An 18,590-nucleotide genomic window follows, 5' to 3' on the forward strand; every position below is an offset into this window, starting at 1 on the left:
GGCCCAGACCGGTATCGTTCGGAGCATCAAAACTCACAAATGGCCAGGCGATGCGCCAATCGAATGACACCGGATTCGCCCCGGCACCCGCCGATGACACGCGTCATCACCGTCTGACGCTGCTGTTGGTCGAGGATGACCCGGGCGATGCCGTGTTGGTTGAGGAACTCGTCGCCGAGGCGTTGACCGACGCCACGGTGGTCTGGGTGCCGTCGATGAGCGAAGCGGAACGGCAACTCGACACGGCGCGGCCGGACTGTGTGCTGCTGGACATGAACCTGCCGGACACGCTGGGCAACGCGGCCCTGGGCCGGATGACGGCACTGGACCCGACCCTGCCCGTCGTCGTGCTCACCGGCTTGGCCGATGAGCACTTCGGCGTCTCCGCGGTGGCCTCCGGCGCGCAGGACTACCTGGTCAAGGGCCTCGTCGAACCGGACATGCTGCGCCGTGCGGTGCTCTATGCCATGGAACGCAAGCGCGCCGAATGGACCGCGGTCGAATTGCACGCCAGCGAAATGCGGGAGCGGGAGAACGCGCGACTCGAACGCGGCCTGCTGCCGTCTCCGCTGCTACTCGACGACGCCGGTGTCGACATCGTGGCTCGGTATCGCCCCAGTCGCGAGAACTCGCTGGTCGGCGGCGATTTCTACGACTTCGTCCAGACGCCGGACCGCACCGTACACGTGGTGGTCGGCGATGTCGCCGGGCACGGCCCGGACGAGGCGGCACTGGGGGTCGCGCTGCGGATCGCCTGGCGCGCCCTGACCTTCGCGGGGTTGCGAGGTACCGACCGGATGCGCGAGTTGAACCGCATCCTGCAGGTCGAGCGGGCCGGAACCGGCATCTTCGCCACGGTGATGAGCCTGGCGATCCCGCCCCAAGGCCCCATGATCAACGCGGTTCGCGCGGGCCACCCCGGCATGCTGCTCCACCACAACGGCACGGTCCAATGGGTGATGCCGCCCGGCGCGCCGGCGCTCGGAGTGCACCGCGGCGACTGGCCCGCCGACCAGGTCGAACTCCCGGCCGGTGCGGGCCTGGTGATGCTCACCGACGGGTTGTTCGAAGGCCACTCCGGCCGCGGAAATGACCGGCTGGGTGAGGACGGACTGTTGGAGTTGGCGCGGTCGGTCGCGCACCTTCCCGGCGTGGAGTTCGTCGATGCCCTCATCGACGGCGCGGAACGGCGCGCGCAGAAGCACGGCGGCATCACCGATGACATCGCGGTAGTTCGGGTGGAGCGCCATCAGTGGTGACTCCCCTGCCCCGGCGGCGACTCACCGTGCAGGGCTGGTTGGTGCTGGTGCTGTCGCTGATGGGCGTTGTGGTGCTCGTGTGCGGGGTTGCCACGGCATTGCTACTGAGTCGCGCCGACCGGGTGTCGCAGGAGCTCAGCGAGGAGATCCAACCGTCGCGCGTCGCGGCCTACCAGCTCCAGGGCGCGCTGCGCGATCAGGAGTCCGCAGTGCGCGGCTATTTGATCGCGGCGGACCGGCAGTTCCTGGACCCCTATTACGCGGGTCAGACGGCCGAAGCGGAGGCGGCAGCCGAGATCCGGCAGCGAGTCCCCGACCGACCGCAACTCATCGCGGACCTCGATGCGATCCAGAAGGCCGCCGCCGACTGGCGCGCCACCTACGCCGAACGCCAGATCGCGACGGTGACACCGGGGTCGACGGTGGTGCTCAACACCGCGGCCGCCGAGCAGGGTAGGGCTCAGTTCGATCACATCCGGACCCTTTTCGACGAGCAGAGCGGACACCTGCTCGAGGCGCGCAGCGACAGCATCGCCGATCTGGAGCGGGCGCAGTCCTGGCGCAACGGGGTGTTGATCGCGATGCTGCTGGCCTTCATGTGCACGGCGATTTTGCTCGCGGTCCTGATGCGCAACGCGGTCACCCGGCCGTTGGAGGCCCTGGCCGCCGCCTGCCGACGGATCACCGAGGGCAACTTCGACGAGCGGATCACCCCGCGCGGGCCCAAGGACATCCGCGCCATCGCCACCGATGTGGAGGACATGCGCCAGCGGATCGTCGACGAACTCGAGGTGTCGCGAGCCGGGCGGGCCGTGTTGGCGGAGCAGGCCGAAGCCCTCGACGAGCAAGCCGTGGAACTGCGCAGGTCCAACGCCGAGCTCGAACAGTTCGCCTACGTGGCCTCCCACGATCTGCAGGAACCGCTGCGCAAGATCGCCTCGTTCTGCCAGCTCCTCGAGAAGCGGTACGGCGACCAGCTCGACGATCGCGGCCACGAATACATCAAGTTCGCGGTCGACGGCGCCAAGCGGATGCAGATCCTCATCAACGATCTGCTCACGTTCTCCCGGGTGGGCCGACTCAACACGAAGCTGGCCGAGGTTCCCCTCGACGCCGCGCTCGACCACGCGTTGGACAACCTCTCCAACGTGGTCGAGGAATCCGGGGTTCAGCTCGTCCGGCCCGAGCAACCGCTGCCGACCATCGCCGGCGACCCCACCCTGCTGACCATGCTGTGGCAGAACCTCATCGGCAACGCGGTGAAGTTCCGCCGTCCGGACCTACCACCCAAGGTGGTCATCGACTGCGGACCCGCACCGGAGGAGCACGGCGACGGCTGGCTGATCTGTGTCTCCGACAACGGTATTGGGATACCCGACGAGTTCACCGAGAAGGTCTTCGTGATCTTCCAACGCTTACATGGACGTGACGTTTACACCGGCACCGGAATCGGGCTGGCGCTGTGTAAGAAAATCGTGGAGTATCACGGCGGCACCATCTGGATCGACACCTCGTACACCGACGGGACCCGATTCTGCCTCACATTGCCGTTGGCCGTGGACGACGGTGCCACGGTCGAGAAGGAAGGAATCGCCCATGCCTAGCGGCGACGGCCCCATCGATGTCCTGTTGGTCGAGGACGATCCGGGCGATGAACTCATCACGCGAGAAGCGTTCGAGCACAATAAGATCAACAACACCTTGCACGTCGCGCACGACGGCGAGGAGGGGTTGGACTTCCTCTACCGGCGGGGCAACTTCGCCGACGCACCGCGGCCCGACCTGATCCTGCTGGACCTGAATCTGCCGAAGTACGACGGCCGGCAGCTGCTGGAGACCATCAAGTCCGATCCGGACCTGTGCCACATCCCGGTGGTGGTGCTGACGACTTCCTCGGCCGAGGAAGACATCCTGCGCAGCTACAAGCTGCACGCGAACGCGTATGTCACCAAGCCGGTCGACCTCGACCAGTTCATGAGCGCGGTGCGCCAGATCGACGAGTTCTTCGTCCAGGTGGTTCGACTGCCCCAGTTCTAGATCGCGTCGATGACCGTGGCGCCGAACCGCTCCAGCGCCTCGGTCGCGGGCGCCACACCGTCACCCGGGATCTGGACGTTCACCCAGGTGACACCGGCGGCCGCCAACCGTTGCAGATCGCTCAGGTATTCGTCCGCGTTGAAGTCGTCATCGCCGGGTCCCTTGCCGTGCAGCGGCGAGAACGCGATGTCGGCCGAGCCCGGATCGCGGCCGGCCGCTTCGAGTCGGCGGTGCAGATCGGCGACGAGTTCGGCGAGTCGCTCGACCGAATCCAGCGGCGCGGTTTTCGCCGTCTGCGCCAATCCTGCCGGGGCCGGGAACGGGCACCAACCGTCGCCGTAGCGGACCACGCGGCGCCGCGCCGCGACGGTGTTGCCACCGATCCAGATCGGCGGGTGCGGCCGCGCGACCGGACGCGGATGGGCGGTGATGCCGCGGGCGCTGAAGTGCTTGCCCTCGAACGTCAGGTCGTCGGTGGTCCACGCCGCGCGGATCACCTCCAGCGCTTCCTCGAAAAGCTCGGCGCGTTCGTCGAACTCGACGCCGAGCGCAGCGAATTCTCGGCGCAGGTACCCGACGCCGACGGCCAGGGTAAACCGGCCGTCGGAGAGCAGGTCCAGCGTGGCGGCCGCCTTGGCCACCACGAACGGGTTGCGGTACGGCAGTACCACGATGTTCGGGATCAACCGGAGGGTCGTCGTGTGGGCGGCCGCGAAACTCATTGCCACGAACGGGTCGAGCGCGTCATGGCCGCCGTTCTCGAGCCAGCGCTGCGAGGGCGCCGGATGATCGGTGAAGCCGAAGCCGTGGAACCCGGCCTTTTCCGCTGCCACCGCAATGGCGGTGATCCCGGCGCCCGAGACCACGTCCGGGTGATAGGGATGCGAGTTCATCGGATGGGTCATCGTGAAGCGCAGCTGCGAGAGATCCATAGCGCAGCTGACGTTACACCGGAGGGCCTATTTGTCATACACCTCTGGTGCTGGGATCAGGCGTTGATGCCCCCGGTGAGAAGCGCCGCCAGCTCGCGGTAGGCCGCCGCGTCGTCGAGACCCGTGGCCGCGCGCACCCGCCCCTGCTGGATGCTGACCATCATGGTCGCCGTCAACTCGCCGGCGAAGGACGCGTGCACGTCGCGGAACTCGCCGGCCGCGACCCCCTCGGCGATCAGTTCCTGGACCCGCCGCGCCGCGATGGCGGTGTTGGTCTCGTACACCTCGCGCGCGGGCGGAAACGCCGCGAGATCGGCCAGGAACTGGGCGGACGCCACGTCCAACGCCCGGCCGACCGCCGACAAATAGGTGGTGATGCGCTCCCGCGCTCCCGTGCGCTCGGCGACCCGGCCTTCCACCGCGTCGGTGGCGCCGCGGAAAAAGCGCACCGTCGCCGCGCGGACCAGCGCGTCCTTGCTGTCGGCCAGGGTGTACAGCGTGGATTTGGAACAACGCAGACGGCCCGCGATGTCGTCGAGGGTCAGGTGAGCGAACCCTTCGGCCAGGAACAACGCCTGCAGGTCGTCGAAGAGTTGACCCCGGCGGGCGGTGCCGAACTCGGCGGTGGGGCTGCGTTGCACGGCCTCATAGTACTGGAGACACATCTGTAGTACTGTCGAAGTACTGAAACTCGTGCTCCAGTACTGCTGGAGGTGATGGAAGGAATCCGCGTGCCCGTCGACCGACTTCTCCCCGATCAGGACGCACGCGACCTCATCGCGCTGGCCCGAGACATCGCGGACAAGGCCCTGGCCCCCCGCGTCGACGAGTGCGAACGTGCCGAGACCTACCCCGAGGGTGTTTTTGCGACGCTCGGCGAGGCCGGCCTGCTCAGCCTCCCCTACCCGGAGGAATGGGGTGGCGGCGGACAACCGTACGAGGTGTACCTGCAGGCGTTGGAGGAGATCGCCGCGCGCTGGGCGGCCGTAGCCGTCGCGGTCAGCGTGCACAGCCTGTCCTGCCATCCGCTGCTGGCGTTCGGTACCGACAAGCAGCAGGCCGATTGGCTCCCGCAGATGCTCAGCGGCACCACGATCGGCGCCTACAGCCTGTCCGAACCGCAGGCCGGCTCGGATGCGGGCGCACTGACCTGCAAGGCCGTCGCCGTCGACGACGGTTACCGCATCACCGGCGAGAAGGCCTGGATCACCCACGGCGGGATCGCCGATTTCTACAACCTCTTCGCCCGCACCGGCACCGGATCGCAAGGGATCTCGTGCTTCCTGGTGCCCGCCGACACGGCCGGGCTCACCTTCGGGAAACCCGAGGAGAAGATGGGTCTGCACGCGGTGCCGACGACGGCCGCGCACTACGACGACGCCTATCTGCCCGCCGAGCGCCGCATCGGCGCCGAGGGGCAGGGCCTGCAGATCGCGTTCAGCGCGCTGGATTCGGGCCGGTTGGGGATCGCCGCGGTCGCGGTGGGCCTGGCCCAGGCCGCGCTGGACGAGGCCCTGGCCTACAGTCAACAGCGAAGCACGTTCGGCCGCAAGATCATTGACCACCAGGGCCTCGGTTTCCTGCTGGCCGATATGGCCGCGGCCGTCGACTCGGCGCGCGCGACCTACCTGGACGCGGCCCGGCGTCGCGATGCGGGGCTGGCGTATTCACGCCACGCCTCGGTGGCCAAACTCGTGGCCACCGACGCCGCGATGAAGGTCACCACCGACGCGGTCCAGGTGCTCGGCGGCGTCGGGTACACCCGGGACTATCGCGTGGAGCGGTACATGCGGGAGGCCAAGATCATGCAGATCTTCGAGGGCACCAACCAGATTCAGCGCCTGGTCATCAGCCGCGATCTGGCCAAGCAGGGCTGAGACCGGCCCGGATCGACTAGATGCCGGTCCAGGCGTCGTCGAGGCGCTCGGCGACATCGATGACCTGGGCCGCCTGGGCCTCGGGCGCATCGATCTGATCGGCCACGTGCTGGGCGATGAAGCGTCGGATCTCGGCGTCCACGCCGCCGATGATGCGCACGATCTCGCCGCGAATGGACTCCGAGGACACGTGCACGCTGATGTTCGAGGGCCGCGGCTTGGCCACATCGATGACGAGCAGCAGCGGTTTGGCCGCCCGTGCCGTCGCGCGCAACTCGACCTCGCCGTCAACCTTGAACCGCGGTTTGTCGAGCCGCAGATCCACGATGAGGTCGATCTCGAGCGGGATCCGGATGTCGAAGGAGATGTTGTCGCCGACCTGTCGGGTGGCCTGCGGTTCACCGATCTTGACCTTCGCACTGACCCGGGCGATCCGGCCCGGTCCCTGCGCCAGCGGTCCCATCTCGAACTGGTCCCCGGCGATCGCCGCGAATGCCCCCGCGACCCGCTCCTCGGTCACCGCGATCTCGAAAAATTCGCGTCCCCACTGCTCATAGGTCACGTAGTCGTGCGTGTTCATAGTCCTGTAACCGTCTCACGACCGGCCACGTCGACGACACAGCACGCGCCGAATCGGCCCTGCCGCCGCTTGCTGAGTATGGTCACGACGTTCGGTACCGCGCTGGATCTGACGGTCGGTGAGCTGACCGGCCTGAATCGGAAGGTAGCTGATGGTCAACCCCACCCAGGCCGCATCGGCCATGGAGCTGAAGGTGCGCTACGTCGAATGCGACATGCAGGGCCGGGTCTTCAACGCGCACTACCTGACCTGGGTCGACATGGCCCACACCGAGGCCATCGATGAACTCCTCGGCGGCTACCGGCAGGTGGTCGCCGCCGGCGTCGATCTGGTGGTGGCCGCCGCCGATCTGCAGTTTCGGTCCCCGGCCCGGTTCGACGATCGGCTGACGGTACACACCACCATCCACCCGCCCGGGAACACCTCGCTGCGCAGCGATTTCACCATCACCCGCGGCGAAGACCTGCTGGCCGAATGCCGGATGATCCACGTCTGTGTCGACGCCACCACCTACGAGAAGCAGCCCTGGCCGCAGTGGTTGCGGGCCAAATTACCCGTCGCCGCCTGAGTTTCGATCCAGCCAGGCGCTGATGGCGGCCACCGCGTCGGCGAAGAAGATGCCGTACTGGCGGTCGGTGACGTAACCGATGTGCGGGGTGGCCAACACATTGTCCAGGGTGCGCAGCGGGTGATCCGCCGGAAGCGGTTCGGTGTCGAACACGTCCAACGCCGCACCGCCGAGCCGTCCGGACCGCAGCGCGGCCACCAACGCCGGCTCGTCGACGATCGGTCCGCGAGACGTGTTGACCAGCCATGCCGTCGACTTCATCTGCGCGAGCTCGTCGGCCCCGACGAGGGCACGCGAGCGGTCGCTGAGCTTCAGGTGGATGCTCAGCACGTCGGAATCGCCGAACAGGCTCCGCCGATCGACCAGGCGGGCACCGGCCGCATCGGCGGCCTCGGCGCTCAGATTCTGGCTCCAGGCAATGACTTCCATGCCGAACGCCGCTCCGATACGAGCGACCCGGCTGCCGATCCGGCCCAATCCGAGCACACCCAGAACCCGTCCGGACAGTTCGTGGCCCACGGACCGCTGCCACCCGCCGGCGCGCACCGATGCATTCTCGGCCACCAGGTTGCGGGCCGCGGCAAGGATCAGCGCCCAGGTCAATTCGACCGTCCCGGCGGCGGTGCCTCCGGACCCGCTCACCTCGATCCCCTGCTGTTCGGCCGCGGCCATGTCGATGGCGGCGTTGGCCACCCCGTTGGAGGCGATCATCCGCAGCCGGGGCAGGCGTTGCAGGACATCGCGCGGCAGCGAGGTGCGCTCCCGCATGACGAACACCACGTCGAACGGCGCCAACCGCGCCACCACCTGATCGGGGTCGGCGAGGTGATCGTTGAAGACGGTGATCTCGGCGCGCCGTGCTACCGGAGCCCAGTCGGCCGACCGCAGTGCCACGTTCTGATAATCGTCGAGGATCGCCACTTTCATCGGTGCTCGCTTTCGCGGGGGTAGTCGAGGATGCTGCGCCCGTCATCCTCCGGGATCTCGCCACCGGCGCGCAGCACGATCGCCGACCCGGCGCCGTTTCGGTACCGCTGGGTACCCGCTCGCGGCGGCCGCGGCGGTCCCGAGATAATCGACCTCGTGCCCAAAACCGCCGAACGTCGCAAAACCGGCGTCCTGGTGGTCTCGCTGAGCGTGGTGGCACTGACGGTGGCCCTGTTACAGACCGCGGTGGTCCCGGTCCTGGGGGTCATGGCCGAGCAGCTGCAGGTGTCCTCGGTGGCGATCAGCTGGGCGGTGACGGCCAACCTGCTGGCCGCCGCGGCGGCGACCCCGTTGGTCGGGCGATTCGCCGACCTGCACAACAAGAAGTATGTGCTGCTGGTGGTGCTGCTGGTCGTCCTGGTGGGCTCGCTGCTGGCCGCGACGACCAGTTCACTGCCGTTGCTGATCGTGGCCCGCGTCCTGCAGGGTGCTTCGTTTGCGTTGTATCCGATCTGCGTGGCGATCCTGCGCGCGGAACTGGAGCCGGAGCAGGTGGTGCGGGCGCTGGCGGTGTTGTCCGGCATGCTCGGGTTCGGCGGCGGCGTCGGGCTGGTGGTGACCGGGCTGTTGATGGACGGCGCGGTCGGCTACCACCGGGTGTTCTGGCTGACCACGGTGTTCACCGTGTTGGTGATACTACTGGTGGTCTGGGTGGTGCCGTCGCGCGCGGGCGGTCGCGACGGCACCGTCGACTGGTGGGGCGCGATCGGCTTGGCAGTCGGTCTGACCGCGGTGTTGCTGGCGATCACGCAGGGCAACGCGTGGGGCTGGCTGACCCCGCCGACCCTGATCTGCGCGGCGCTCGGGATGCTGGTGTTGGCGGGTTGGTGGCGGTGGGAACGAGGCCGGCGCTATCCCCTGGTCTCGACCGCGATGTTGACTCAGCGCGCGATGCTGCTGACCAACCTGGCCACCATCTTCGTCGGCATGGGGCTGTACTTCAGCTTCCTGGGGTTGACGCTGTTCGTCCAGATCCCCCGCGAGCAGGCCGGGTTCGGCTTCTCGGCGTCGGTCCTGCAGTCCAGCGTGATGTTCCTGCTGCCGGGTGCGTTGACCGGGTTCGTGACGGCCACCAGCAGCGGCTGGATCATCCACCGGTTCGGCCCGCGCCCGGTGCTGATGGTCGGAGCCTTGGTCGGCGTCATCGGCTTTGTCGCGCTGGCGCTGGCCCATTCGGCACCATGGCAGGTGATCGTCGCCGGTGCCTGGACCAACGCCTACATCAGCCTGGCCTACGGGGCCCTGCCCGCGCTGGTGGTCAGCGAGGCCGACTCGGGCAGCACCGGGGTCGCCACGAGCATCAACGCCATCGCGCGCACCGTGGGCGGCGCACTAGCGGCGGCCATGGTCGCCGTCCTGCTGGGGCGCCTCTCGGCCGAGACCGGACTGCCCACTGAGGGCGCGTTCGTCGTCATCTTCGCGGTGGGGGCGGCCACCGCGGCGCTCGCGATCCTGCTCATCGCCTTCTCGGGGACACGTCCCAAGCCCAGCGAGTCGGCGGCGGCCGAGACGGTGGAATCGCGGGCGATGAACCACGAATGGGGCTGACTCAGAGCGATACGCCGTCGAAGGTCTCGGCGCTGAAATCGAGCTGGGCGTCGGGGTTGGCGATCGCGGTCACCATGCCGGAACCGAACGGGCCCGCGCTGTCGAACAACGTCGCGGTGCCCACCGACACCCCGTCGGCGGCCCAGTGCGTGTCTTCCTGCACGCCGATCCATTCCTCGACCGGCAGTCGGGTGAGCGCCACCGTGAGATCGCCGTTGATGTAGCCCACGCCGCGGGTGCCGAGGTGGGTGACCAGGCTGGTCGCCTCGGCAACCACCGCGGCCCGGACGAACGGGGAATTCTGTTGTCCGCTGAGCACATTGATGCTCCTGTCGACGAACTTCGTACGGGTGTTGTTCTGGTGGTCGCTGATTTTGCGTGACCACCCCCCGCCCGCGCTGCCGGTGTGCGGGTGGGGCGGGTCCTGACTCGAGTCCAGGTCCTGCGGGAAGGCGAAATCGATACTGGCCGACCACTGCTCGCCCGGCGGGGGTGCCGAGCGGCGGTACAGCACCAGGGTCGCCCTGGCGACGACGACGTCATCCTGCACCACATCGCATTCCGCATTGCGGATGCGGCGACCATCGCGGATCAGCCTGGTGCGGACCGTGGTCAGCCGACCCCGCGCCGCCTTGAACAGGTCCACGGTCAACCGGGCCGGCTGAAAGTCGGCTGATCCGTGGTCGTGCTCGAGGCAATGCGCGGCCAGACCCACGATGGCGGGACCATTGAGTTGGTCCGGACCCCAGCGGCCCTGAGCGTATTGCGACGGCAGGAAACCCTCCGGCGTGGCGGTGAAGTGAGCTGGGCTGACCTTCATCCGCGCATCCTCGCATACGCGTGAAATCAGCCGATCCCGCGCTCAACCGAACCGATGTCGCAGCTCGGTCTTGAGCACTTTGCCGGTGAGATTGCGCGGCAACCCCTCGACGAACTCCAGACGTTCGGGGGTCTTGTGCCGGCTCAGGCCGCCGCGCCGGCAGTGCATTGCGAGGCTCTGCAGCGAGATCGAGGCGCCGGGTTCGGCGACGACGACGGCGCATACCCGTTCGCCGGTGCGGCCGTCGGGCACCCCGATCACCGCGACGTCGCGCACACCGGCATGCGTGGCCAGCACGCCTTCCACCTCCAGTGCCGAGATGTTCTCGGCGTTGCGGATGATCGCATCCTTGCTGCGCCCCGTCACCACGACGTTGCCCGCAGCGTCGATGCGGCCCAGGTCGCCGCTGCGAAACCAGCCCTCATCATCGAACGCATCGGCGTCGAGCGACTCGTCGACATAGCCCAGGAAACGCTGCGGACCCTTGAGGCGCAGTTCACCGTCGACCACGCGGACTTCCACGCCGGGCACCGGCGGCCCCACCGTGTGGTCCAGCACGGCAGCGGCGGCATCGAGCGCCGGTGAGGTGGCCACCGGAAACTCGGTGAGTCCCCATGAGTTGGCAATCCCCGGCACCGCCAACGTGTTTCGGACTTGTCGGCCCAATTCGGAGGTGATCGGCGCGCCGCCCCCGATGCAGCCCCGCAGCGCCGGGAACATTGGGCTGTCGCCGCGGCGGTGTTGGGCATCGAGGTACGCGACGAAGAACGGCGTGGCCGTGCCGAGCAGCGTGGGTCGGTGCCGCGCGATCGCCTCCGGCGTCGAGCGCGGATCGAAATGGTCGAACAACACCAACCGCATCCCGGTCAGCAGCGCGGCCGCCAACATCGCCGCACCGCCGATGTGCGAGATCGGGAACGCTATCGGATAGCAGTCGGTGCTGCCCGCCCCGACCATGGCCACCACCCCCGCGGTTCCGGCGATCACCGACCGGTCGCTGTGCCGGATCCCCTTCGGTTCCGCGGTGGTGCCCGACGAGTAGTACACCCAGCGTGCCTCGTCGGGATCGCGCGGCGGTGCCGCAACGATGTCGGCCGCATGCGTGGGCAGCCGCAGCGCACCGGGTTCGGCCGGCGCGTCGTGGTCGACGACGATGAGCGAGACGGCGGAGTCCGCGGTTGCCGCCCCGGCCAGTTCCCGGTAGTCGAAGTCCCGCCAACGGCCCGGGATGATCAAGAATTCAGTGTTGAGTTGCGTTGTGGCGAAGCGGAGTTCGCGTTCCCGCCAGATCGGCAGGATGGGGTTCTGGACCGCGCCCAGCCGGGCCAGCGCCGCCATCACGACCATGGTCTCGAGCGAGGTGGGCAGCTGCCAGGACACGACGCTGCCGGGACCGACGCCATGCGTGGTCAACATCGCCGCGGTCGAAACGGCCGCGCCGTGCAAAGCCCGCGAATCCAGGCTGCGCCCGTAGTCGTCGACCAGCACGGTGCGGCCCGGATGGCGCCGGGCGGCACTTTCCACCACACCCCAGAAGGTCTGCGGGTCCGACGTCGCCTGCTGCACTGTGCCCATCGAGTAGCCAAGAGTAATGCAGCCGGATCCATCTCTGAGTTCCGCCGCCAGGCAGGCCAGAAGCAACAGATTCCATCGATTCGAGCAGGAATCATGACGGAATCGGTTGCGAGGACCCCGCCGATGGGTGAGAGTAAACGCACCCGTTCACGCACCGAGTGGCTCGGGCGGCGCCCATCACACGAGGAGGCTTTGTCCTGACGAAGATCGGCACCGAGGCCAGCGAACCGCAACTCGAACACGGCGCCCGGCGTGCACCCGGGCAGCCGGTGGTCGAGATCGAGCATGTGGTCAAGCGTTTCGACGACTACGTGGCCGTCGAGGATGCCGACTTTTCGATCGGTGCCGGTGAATTCTTCTCGATGCTCGGGCCCTCGGGCTGCGGTAAGACCACCACGCTGCGGATGATCGCCGGGTTCGAGACGCCGACCACCGGCGCGATCCGCCTCGAAGGTCGCGACGTCTCGCACATGCCGCCGCACAAACGCAACGTCAACACCGTTTTCCAGCACTACGCGCTGTTCCCGCACATGACGGTGTGGGACAACGTCGCCTACGGCCCGCGCAGCCAGAAGGTGGACAAGACCAAGGGCAAGGGCGAAGTCCAGCGCCGGGTCGATGAACTGCTCGAGGTGGTACGCCTGACCGACTTCGCCCAGCGCAAACCCGGCCAGCTCTCCGGTGGCCAACAGCAGCGGGTGGCCCTGGCGCGCGCCCTGGTCAACTACCCCAGCGCGCTGCTGCTCGACGAACCGCTCGGGGCCCTGGACCTCAAACTGCGCCACGTCATGCAGTTCGAGCTCAAGCGCATCCAACGGGAACTCGGCATCACGTTCGTCTACGTGACCCACGATCAGGAGGAGGCGCTCACGATGAGCGACCGGATCGCGGTGATGAACGCCGGCCGGGTCGAACAGATCGGTACCCCCACCGAGATCTATGACCGGCCCGCCACCGTCTTCGTGGCGAGCTTCATCGGTCAGGCCAACTTGTGGCACGGTCGCCAAACCGGGCGGCTGAACCGCGACTTCGTCGAGGTCGAGGTGCTCGGCACCAAGCTCGCGGCGACTCCCGGGGACACCACGATCGAAAGCGGCGGCCACGCGACGTTGATGGTGCGCCCCGAACGGGTCCGGGTGTCGATGGAACCCGCAGGCGGCGAACTGATTTCGGTGCCGGCCACGGTGACCGACCTCACGTTCCAGGGACCCGTGCTGCGGCTGTCGCTCGCCGCGGCCGACGGGTCGCCGATCGTCGCCCACGTCGGGACCGACCAGCAGCTGCCGATGCTGCGCCCCGGGGACCGGGTGTACGTGGCCTGGGCTCCCGCCGCGTCGCTCGTGCTGCCGGCCGCCGACATCCCCACCGCCGAGGACCTCGAGGAAATGCTCGGCGACACCTGACACTTCCGCACACCGTTTTCCCACCGACGAAAGGCTCCCGCGGCCATGGCCCACACCTCCCCTGACAACCGCGCCTCCCGGCGCCGCTTCCTCGGCGGTGGCGCCGCCGCGGCCGCCGCATTGGTGCTCGGCCCGTCGTTCCTGGCCGCCTGCGGCTCCGAGGACGGATCCGGCAGTCCCGCCAGCGCCCCGCCCGACGACGGATCCCCGGCGACCGGTACGTTGCGCATCTCCAACTGGCCCTACTACATGGCCGACGGCTTCGTGGCCGCGTTCCAGACGGCCAGCGGGCTGACCGTCGACTACAAGGAAGACTTCAACGACAACGAGGAATGGTTCGCCAAATACAAGGAACCGTTGTCGCGCAAGCAGGACATCGGTGCCGATCTGGTGATCCCCAGCGAGTTCATGGCCGCGCGGCTGATGGGACTCGGGTGGCTCAACGAGATCAGCGAGGACCGGGTCCCGAACAAGAAGAACCTGCGCACCGATCTCGCCGACGCCGCCATCGATCCCGGTCGCAGGTTCCTGGCGCCCTACATGTCCGGCATGGTGGGGATCGCTTACAACAGGGCGGCTACCGGGCGGCCGATCACCACGCTGGACGACCTGTGGGATCCCGCGTTCAAGGGCCAGGTCAGCCTGTTGTCGGACATGCAGGACGGGCTCGGGCTGGTGATGCTCGCGCAAGGCAGTTCGCTGGCCGAACCGACACCGGAGTCCATCCAGAAGGCCGTCGATCTGATCCGGGAGCACAAGGACAGCGGTCAGATCCGCCGGTTCACCGGCAACGACTACGGCGACGACTTGGCGGCCGGCAATGTCGTGGTGGCGCAGGCATATTCGGGTGATGTGGTGCAGTTGCAGGCCGACAACCCGGACCTGGAGTTCGTGGTGCCCGATTCCGGCGGAACCTGGTTCATCGACAACCAGGTGATCCCGTACACCACGCGGAACCAGAAGGGCGCGGAGGCCTGGATCGATTATGTCTACGACCGGGCGAACTACGCGAAATTGGTTGCGGCGACCCAGTTCGTGCCGGTGCTGTCCGAGATGACCGACGAGTTGGCCAAGATCGACCCCGCGGTGGCCGCCAACCCGCTGGTCAACCCGCCCCAAGAGGTGCTGGCCAAACTGCAGTCCTGGCCCGCGCTGACCGACGAGCAGACTCAGCAGTTCAACGCCGCCTACGCCGAAGTCACCGGGGCGTGACGCGATGACGGAGGGCCCCTAGATGGCGGGGGTCGCCAGCAGCGGCCGACAACGCAGCAAGGTCGCGCCCTATCTGATGATCCTGCCGGCGCTGGCCTACCTGGCGGTGTTCTTCGTCATTCCGTTCTGGTCGTTGTTCCAGACCTCGCTGTCGACGTCGGGCGGGTCGGTGTACCTCCCGACGTTGACGTTCGCCTGGGACTTCGGCAACTACGTCGACGCCTTCACCGCCTACCAGGACCAGATCCTTCGGTCGCTGGGTTATGCGTTGACCGCAACCGTTGTGTGCCTGCTGATTTCGTATCCGCTGGCCTACGTCATCGCTTTCAAGGCCAGTCGGTTCAAGAGCCTGCTGCTGGGTTTGGTCATCCTGCCGTTCTTCGTCACGTTCCTGATCCGCACGCTGGCGTGGAAGACCATCCTGGCCGACGACGGGTTCGTGGTGAGTGCGCTGGGTGCCATCGGCATGCTGCCCGACGAGGGCCGGTTGCTATCCACCAGTTGGGCCGTGATCGGCGGATTGATCTACAACTGGGTGATCTTCATGATCCTGCCGCTGTATGTGAGCCTGGAGAAGATCGACGCCCGCCTGCTGGAGGCCTCCCGAGATCTGTATTCGTCGAGCTTCCGGGCGTTCCGGAAAGTGATTCTGCCGCTGTCGATGCCCGGTGTGATCGCCGGCAGCATGCTGGTTTTCATCCCGGCGGTGGGTGACTTCATCAACGCCGACTATCTGGGCAGCACCCAGACCACGATGATCGGAAACGTCATCCAGAAGCAATTCCTGGTGGTCAAGGACTATCCCGCTGCGGCGGCGCTGAGTTTCATGCTGATGGCGGTGATCCTGGCCGGCGTGCTGTCCTACACCAGGGCGCTGGGTACGGAGGACTTGGTATGAGCATCACCGTCGCCACCACCGGCCCCGACACTCCCCCGGCCGAGTCGACCACCCGGGTGCGGTCCCGGCGCCGCCTGAGTTCGGGCAAGATCGGCGATCTGGTGCTGCGCGCGATCGCCGCGCTGGTGATGCTCTACATCTTCCTGCCGATCTTCGTGATCGTGCTGTTCTCGTTCAACAAACCGGCGGGCAAGTTCAACTACACCTGGCAGGGCTTCACGCTGGAGAACTGGGCCGACCCGTTCAAGTACCCCGCGCTGACCAAGGCGCTGCAGATGAGCCTTGCGGTGGCCGCGATCTCGACCGCGATCGCCCTCGTGCTCGGCACCCTGCTGGCAATCGCGTTGGTGCGTCAGCGGTTCCGCGGCAGCAAGGGCGTGGAGGCGTTTCTGGTGCTGCCCCTGACCGCGCCCGAGGTGGTGCTGGGCGCTTCGCTGCTGACGCTGTTCCTCGATCTCGGTTGGGCCAGCGGGTTCATCACGATCGTCATCGCGCACGTCGCCTTCCAGATCAGCTTCATCGCGCTGACGGTGCGCGCCCGGGTCCGTGGCTTCGACTGGACGCTCGAGGACGCCTCGCTGGATCTGGGCGCGAGTCCGGCCCGAACGTTCGTCAAAGTGACACTGCCGCTGATTGTTCCGGGCATCGTCGCCGCCGCGATGCTGTCCTTTGCGCTCTCGCTCGACGACTTCATCATCACGTATTTCGTCAGCGGGTCGACGGTGACCTACCCGCTCTACGTCCACGCCGCGACCAAGGCCGCGGTGCCGCCGCAGATCGATGTGCTGGCGACGGTGATCCTGGTGGTCAGTCTGGCGTTGCTGGCGGTGGGCACCCTCTACCGGCGTAAGCGCGACACCTGAGATTCAGCCGAACACCTCGAGGCGTTCGATGGCCGCGCGGGCGGCGAATTCGGCGATGACCACCATCCGTCGGTCCACGGTGTGCACCGTCGCGGTCACCGATCGGCCCGCCGCGATCACCTTTTCCCAACTGGCGCCGTAGAACTGGGTGCGAAGTTCGTCGAGGTCCACCGCGACCTCGGCCGTACCGAGGCTGCGGCGGACGGCCAACTCGTCGCCGACCGACAGCGCGGTCAGCGCCTCCACCAGCGCTTCGCGTTGGTGCGGTCCGGGGCGGCGCAGGCCACGCAGGAAGCCCAGCGCACCGCCGAGGCCCTGATTGGCCAGCAGCGTCCGGGTCAGGGTCAGACCGGCCGGAAGCGCCGAGACACCGTGGCCCAGGAATTGCATCAGCATCGGCGGCAGCTCCCAATAGGCGCGCAGCGACGCGATTTTGAGCTCCTCGTCGACCGCGCGCAGCCGGTAGCGCAGCACCGCCGGGACCGCCATCGTCACCCCGGCGCCCATCTCGATGCCCAGGGTCAGATCACGGATGACGGTGTCGCCGCAGATGATATCGAGATCGCGGTGGAACACGACGCTCCGCGGCGCGATGAACGTGTCGAAAAACCGCCCGAGCGCGGTGTGCCCGACGTGCGGCTGGGATCCGACCGGGTCCTCCACGCTGCCGTCGGCGGTGAACAACGCGACCCAGCCGTGCCGATCGCGACGGCCGGCGGCCGCCGGGGAGCGCTCGACCACCTCCATCAGGTGGGTGTCCTCGAGGGTCATCGTCAGCGCAGATCCGCGGAGTCCGCGACTATTTCGACGGCACCGGCGCGCAACGCCGATATCGCCTCGGCGGTCGACTCGGCGGCCACTCCCGCGGTCAGATCCAGCAGCACCCGGGTGTCGAAGCCCGCGCGCACCGCGTCCTGGGCGGTCGCCCGCACACAGTGGTCGGTCGCGATCCCCACCACGTCGAGCGCTGTGACACCGCGGCGCCGCAGCCATTCCTCGAGCGGGGTGCCGGCCTCGTCGCTACCTTCGAACCCGCTGTAGGCCGCGGTGTAGGCGCCCTTGCAGAACACGGCCTCGATGGCGCCGGTGGCCAGGTCCGGGTGGAACTCGGCGCCGGCGGTGTCGGCGACACAATGCGGCGGCCACGACGTCCGATAGTCGGGATCGGCCGAGAAGTGCGCTCCGGGATCGATGTGGAAATCCTTGGTGGCCACGACGTGGTCGTAACCGTGGGCACCCGCCAGCCGGGAGCTGATCGCGCCGGCCAGTGCGGCACCCCCGGCCACCGCCAGCGAGCCGCCCTCGCAGAAGTCGTTCTGGACGTCGACGATGACCAGCGCACGCATGCCCCCACCGTATCGGCTCCGGCGGCACAGTGAAACGGGCCGCGCAGCGGTGGTCGGATCCCGCTCAGGCGGCCCCGCGCCGGCTGCCCCGTGCTCGCCGGCGGGTGTCGGTCGACCACACCTGCGTGCAGCCGGGACACTGCAGGTGCACGAGGGTGCCCCGATTACTCAGTAGGTACTGCCAGTGCGTCACACAGTTGCGCCCGGACCCGCAGTCGTGGCAGGCCGAGCCGTGATCGCAGTGCGGGCACGGCAGCCACGCGCGGCGACTGAAATCGGCATCCGGATCAATCGGCAGCACGATCAACAGCCCGTCCCGGCAGCACCCCGGCGCTCACCAACTCGTCATAGATGCGTTGCTGTTCGGCGTCGAGACCCGAATACAGGAGGTCTTCGGCGCGCTGCTCGTCGGCGAGCACGCGGATCGGGTCCCAGTCCGCACCGAGGGCAGACACCACCGCGGTGCGGCGACGAGCCTCGTCGAGGCGCAGGTCAAAGGCGAAGGTGAGCGCCGGATCAGATGCCATAGGTAGGTAAGGCTGCCCTAAGGCATTGGGTTCCGCAAGCCGTGGCGTCGGATGACGGCGTGAGATGTCTCACAGCGCGGCCGGGGCCGAAATCGCCCTGGTCGAGCTGGGAACGGCGCCGGTCCGGCGCCCACTCGTTGCACTGGCTAGCTCAGCGA

19 protein-coding genes are annotated in these 18,590 nt (G+C 67.7%); 10 read left to right on the forward strand and 9 right to left on the reverse strand.

All coding sequences use genetic code 11. The annotated features are described in order from the left end of the window. Positions 1 to 50 precede the first annotated feature (50 nt). Genes RCP80_RS12655 through RCP80_RS12665 form a run of 3 tightly spaced genes read left to right on the forward strand, consistent with a single transcriptional unit; the run spans position 51 to position 3,296 of the window. Positions 51 to 1,259 (forward strand): PP2C family protein-serine/threonine phosphatase, encoded by a 1,209-nt coding sequence (locus tag RCP80_RS12655; protein ID WP_308482649.1) that lies wholly within the window; start codon positions 51 to 53, stop codon positions 1,257 to 1,259. 59 nt (positions 1,260 to 1,318) lie between these two features. After that, on the forward strand, positions 1,319 to 2,863 hold the full coding sequence (locus RCP80_RS12660) for a sensor histidine kinase (protein WP_308482823.1): 1,545 nt from the start codon (positions 1,319 to 1,321) through the stop codon (positions 2,861 to 2,863). After that, a complete protein-coding gene (locus RCP80_RS12665) occupies positions 2,856 to 3,296 on the forward strand; it encodes a response regulator (RefSeq protein WP_308482650.1) in 441 nt (146 codons plus the stop codon). The genes RCP80_RS12660 and RCP80_RS12665 overlap by 8 nt, the downstream gene beginning before the upstream one ends. Here RCP80_RS12665 and RCP80_RS12670 read toward each other — a convergent pair. Both RCP80_RS12670 and RCP80_RS12675 read right to left on the reverse strand, forming a co-directional pair. Further along, positions 3,293 to 4,213: an LLM class F420-dependent oxidoreductase gene (locus tag RCP80_RS12670; RefSeq protein WP_308482824.1), complete on the reverse strand. Its 921-nt coding sequence runs from the start codon at positions 4,211 to 4,213 to the stop codon at positions 3,293 to 3,295. The two genes, RCP80_RS12665 and RCP80_RS12670, sit on opposite strands and share 4 nt — an antisense overlap. Positions 4,214 to 4,284: 71 nt before the next feature. Beyond that, entirely contained in the window at positions 4,285 to 4,869 is a 585-nt protein-coding gene (locus RCP80_RS12675) for a TetR/AcrR family transcriptional regulator (RefSeq protein ID WP_373693338.1), read from the reverse strand. Between the two features lie 90 nt (positions 4,870 to 4,959). Here RCP80_RS12675 and RCP80_RS12680 point away from each other — a divergent pair, with 90 nt between their 5' ends. Beyond that, the gene (locus tag RCP80_RS12680; protein ID WP_308477995.1) at positions 4,960 to 6,105 is read left to right on the forward strand and encodes an acyl-CoA dehydrogenase family protein; all 1,146 of its coding nucleotides are present in this window, start codon (positions 4,960 to 4,962) and stop codon (positions 6,103 to 6,105) included. A gap of 16 nt (positions 6,106 to 6,121) precedes the next feature. Here the strand turns inward: RCP80_RS12680 and RCP80_RS12685 are convergent, their stop codons facing one another. Continuing rightward, complete coding sequence (locus RCP80_RS12685; RefSeq protein WP_308477996.1) at positions 6,122 to 6,685, reverse strand: hypothetical protein; 564 nt, start codon at positions 6,683 to 6,685, stop codon at positions 6,122 to 6,124. 151 nt (positions 6,686 to 6,836) lie between these two features. On the opposite strand from RCP80_RS12685, the gene RCP80_RS12690 reads away from it, so the two are divergent. Further along, positions 6,837 to 7,253 carry an acyl-CoA thioesterase gene (locus RCP80_RS12690; RefSeq protein ID WP_308477997.1) on the forward strand — a complete coding sequence of 139 codons (417 nt, stop codon included), beginning with the start codon at positions 6,837 to 6,839 and terminating at the stop codon, positions 7,251 to 7,253. On the opposite strand, the gene RCP80_RS12695 is transcribed toward RCP80_RS12690, so the two are convergent. Further along, a complete protein-coding gene (locus RCP80_RS12695) occupies positions 7,236 to 8,180 on the reverse strand; it encodes a D-2-hydroxyacid dehydrogenase family protein (RefSeq protein WP_308477998.1) in 945 nt (314 codons plus the stop codon). The genes RCP80_RS12690 and RCP80_RS12695 overlap by 18 nt on opposite strands. Positions 8,181 to 8,210: 30 nt before the next feature. Here RCP80_RS12695 and RCP80_RS12700 point away from each other — a divergent pair, with 30 nt between their 5' ends. Then, positions 8,211 to 9,788 carry an MFS transporter gene (locus tag RCP80_RS12700; protein ID WP_308477999.1) on the forward strand — a complete coding sequence of 526 codons (1,578 nt, stop codon included), beginning with the start codon at positions 8,211 to 8,213 and terminating at the stop codon, positions 9,786 to 9,788. Position 9,789: 1 nt separating this feature from the next. Here RCP80_RS12700 and RCP80_RS12705 read toward each other — a convergent pair whose 3' ends face one another. Both RCP80_RS12705 and RCP80_RS12710 read right to left on the reverse strand, forming a co-directional pair. Further along, positions 9,790 to 10,608 (reverse strand): acyl-CoA thioesterase domain-containing protein, encoded by an 819-nt coding sequence (locus tag RCP80_RS12705; RefSeq protein WP_308478000.1) that lies wholly within the window; start codon positions 10,606 to 10,608, stop codon positions 9,790 to 9,792. Positions 10,609 to 10,650: 42 nt separating this feature from the next. Then, the gene (locus tag RCP80_RS12710; RefSeq protein ID WP_308478001.1) at positions 10,651 to 12,183 is read right to left on the reverse strand and encodes a class I adenylate-forming enzyme family protein; all 1,533 of its coding nucleotides are present in this window, start codon (positions 12,181 to 12,183) and stop codon (positions 10,651 to 10,653) included. 269 nt (positions 12,184 to 12,452) lie between these two features. On the opposite strand from RCP80_RS12710, the gene RCP80_RS12715 reads away from it, so the two are divergent. The 4 genes from RCP80_RS12715 to RCP80_RS12730 are packed head-to-tail and all read left to right on the forward strand — an operon-like array spanning position 12,453 to position 16,559. Beyond that, entirely contained in the window at positions 12,453 to 13,586 is a 1,134-nt protein-coding gene (locus RCP80_RS12715; RefSeq protein ID WP_308482825.1) for an ABC transporter ATP-binding protein, read from the forward strand. Between the two features lie 45 nt (positions 13,587 to 13,631). Then, positions 13,632 to 14,798 carry a polyamine ABC transporter substrate-binding protein gene (locus RCP80_RS12720; protein WP_308478002.1) on the forward strand — a complete coding sequence of 389 codons (1,167 nt, stop codon included), beginning with the start codon at positions 13,632 to 13,634 and terminating at the stop codon, positions 14,796 to 14,798. Positions 14,799 to 14,820: 22 nt separating this feature from the next. Beyond that, positions 14,821 to 15,696 carry an ABC transporter permease gene (locus RCP80_RS12725; RefSeq protein ID WP_308478003.1) on the forward strand — a complete coding sequence of 292 codons (876 nt, stop codon included), beginning with the start codon at positions 14,821 to 14,823 and terminating at the stop codon, positions 15,694 to 15,696. After that, the gene (locus tag RCP80_RS12730) at positions 15,693 to 16,559 is read left to right on the forward strand and encodes an ABC transporter permease (protein WP_308478004.1); all 867 of its coding nucleotides are present in this window, start codon (positions 15,693 to 15,695) and stop codon (positions 16,557 to 16,559) included. Before RCP80_RS12725 ends, RCP80_RS12730 begins: the two co-directional genes overlap by 4 nt. A gap of 3 nt (positions 16,560 to 16,562) precedes the next feature. On the opposite strand, the gene RCP80_RS12735 is transcribed toward RCP80_RS12730, so the two are convergent. The 3 genes from RCP80_RS12735 to RCP80_RS12745 form a co-directional block, all read right to left on the reverse strand. Next, positions 16,563 to 17,330: a ketosteroid isomerase family protein gene (locus RCP80_RS12735; protein ID WP_308478005.1), complete on the reverse strand. Its 768-nt coding sequence runs from the start codon at positions 17,328 to 17,330 to the stop codon at positions 16,563 to 16,565. A gap of 2 nt (positions 17,331 to 17,332) precedes the next feature. After that, a complete protein-coding gene (gene pncA, locus RCP80_RS12740; RefSeq protein WP_308478006.1) occupies positions 17,333 to 17,905 on the reverse strand; it encodes a pyrazinamidase PncA in 573 nt (190 codons plus the stop codon). A gap of 287 nt (positions 17,906 to 18,192) precedes the next feature. Further along, complete coding sequence (locus RCP80_RS12745) at positions 18,193 to 18,432, reverse strand: DUF6400 family protein (RefSeq protein WP_308478007.1); 240 nt, start codon at positions 18,430 to 18,432, stop codon at positions 18,193 to 18,195. Between the last annotated feature and the right edge of the window lie 158 nt (positions 18,433 to 18,590).

It is taken from the genome of Mycolicibacterium sp. MU0053, assembly GCF_963378095.1.
Taxonomy (GTDB): domain Bacteria; phylum Actinomycetota; class Actinomycetes; order Mycobacteriales; family Mycobacteriaceae; genus Mycobacterium; species Mycobacterium burgundiense.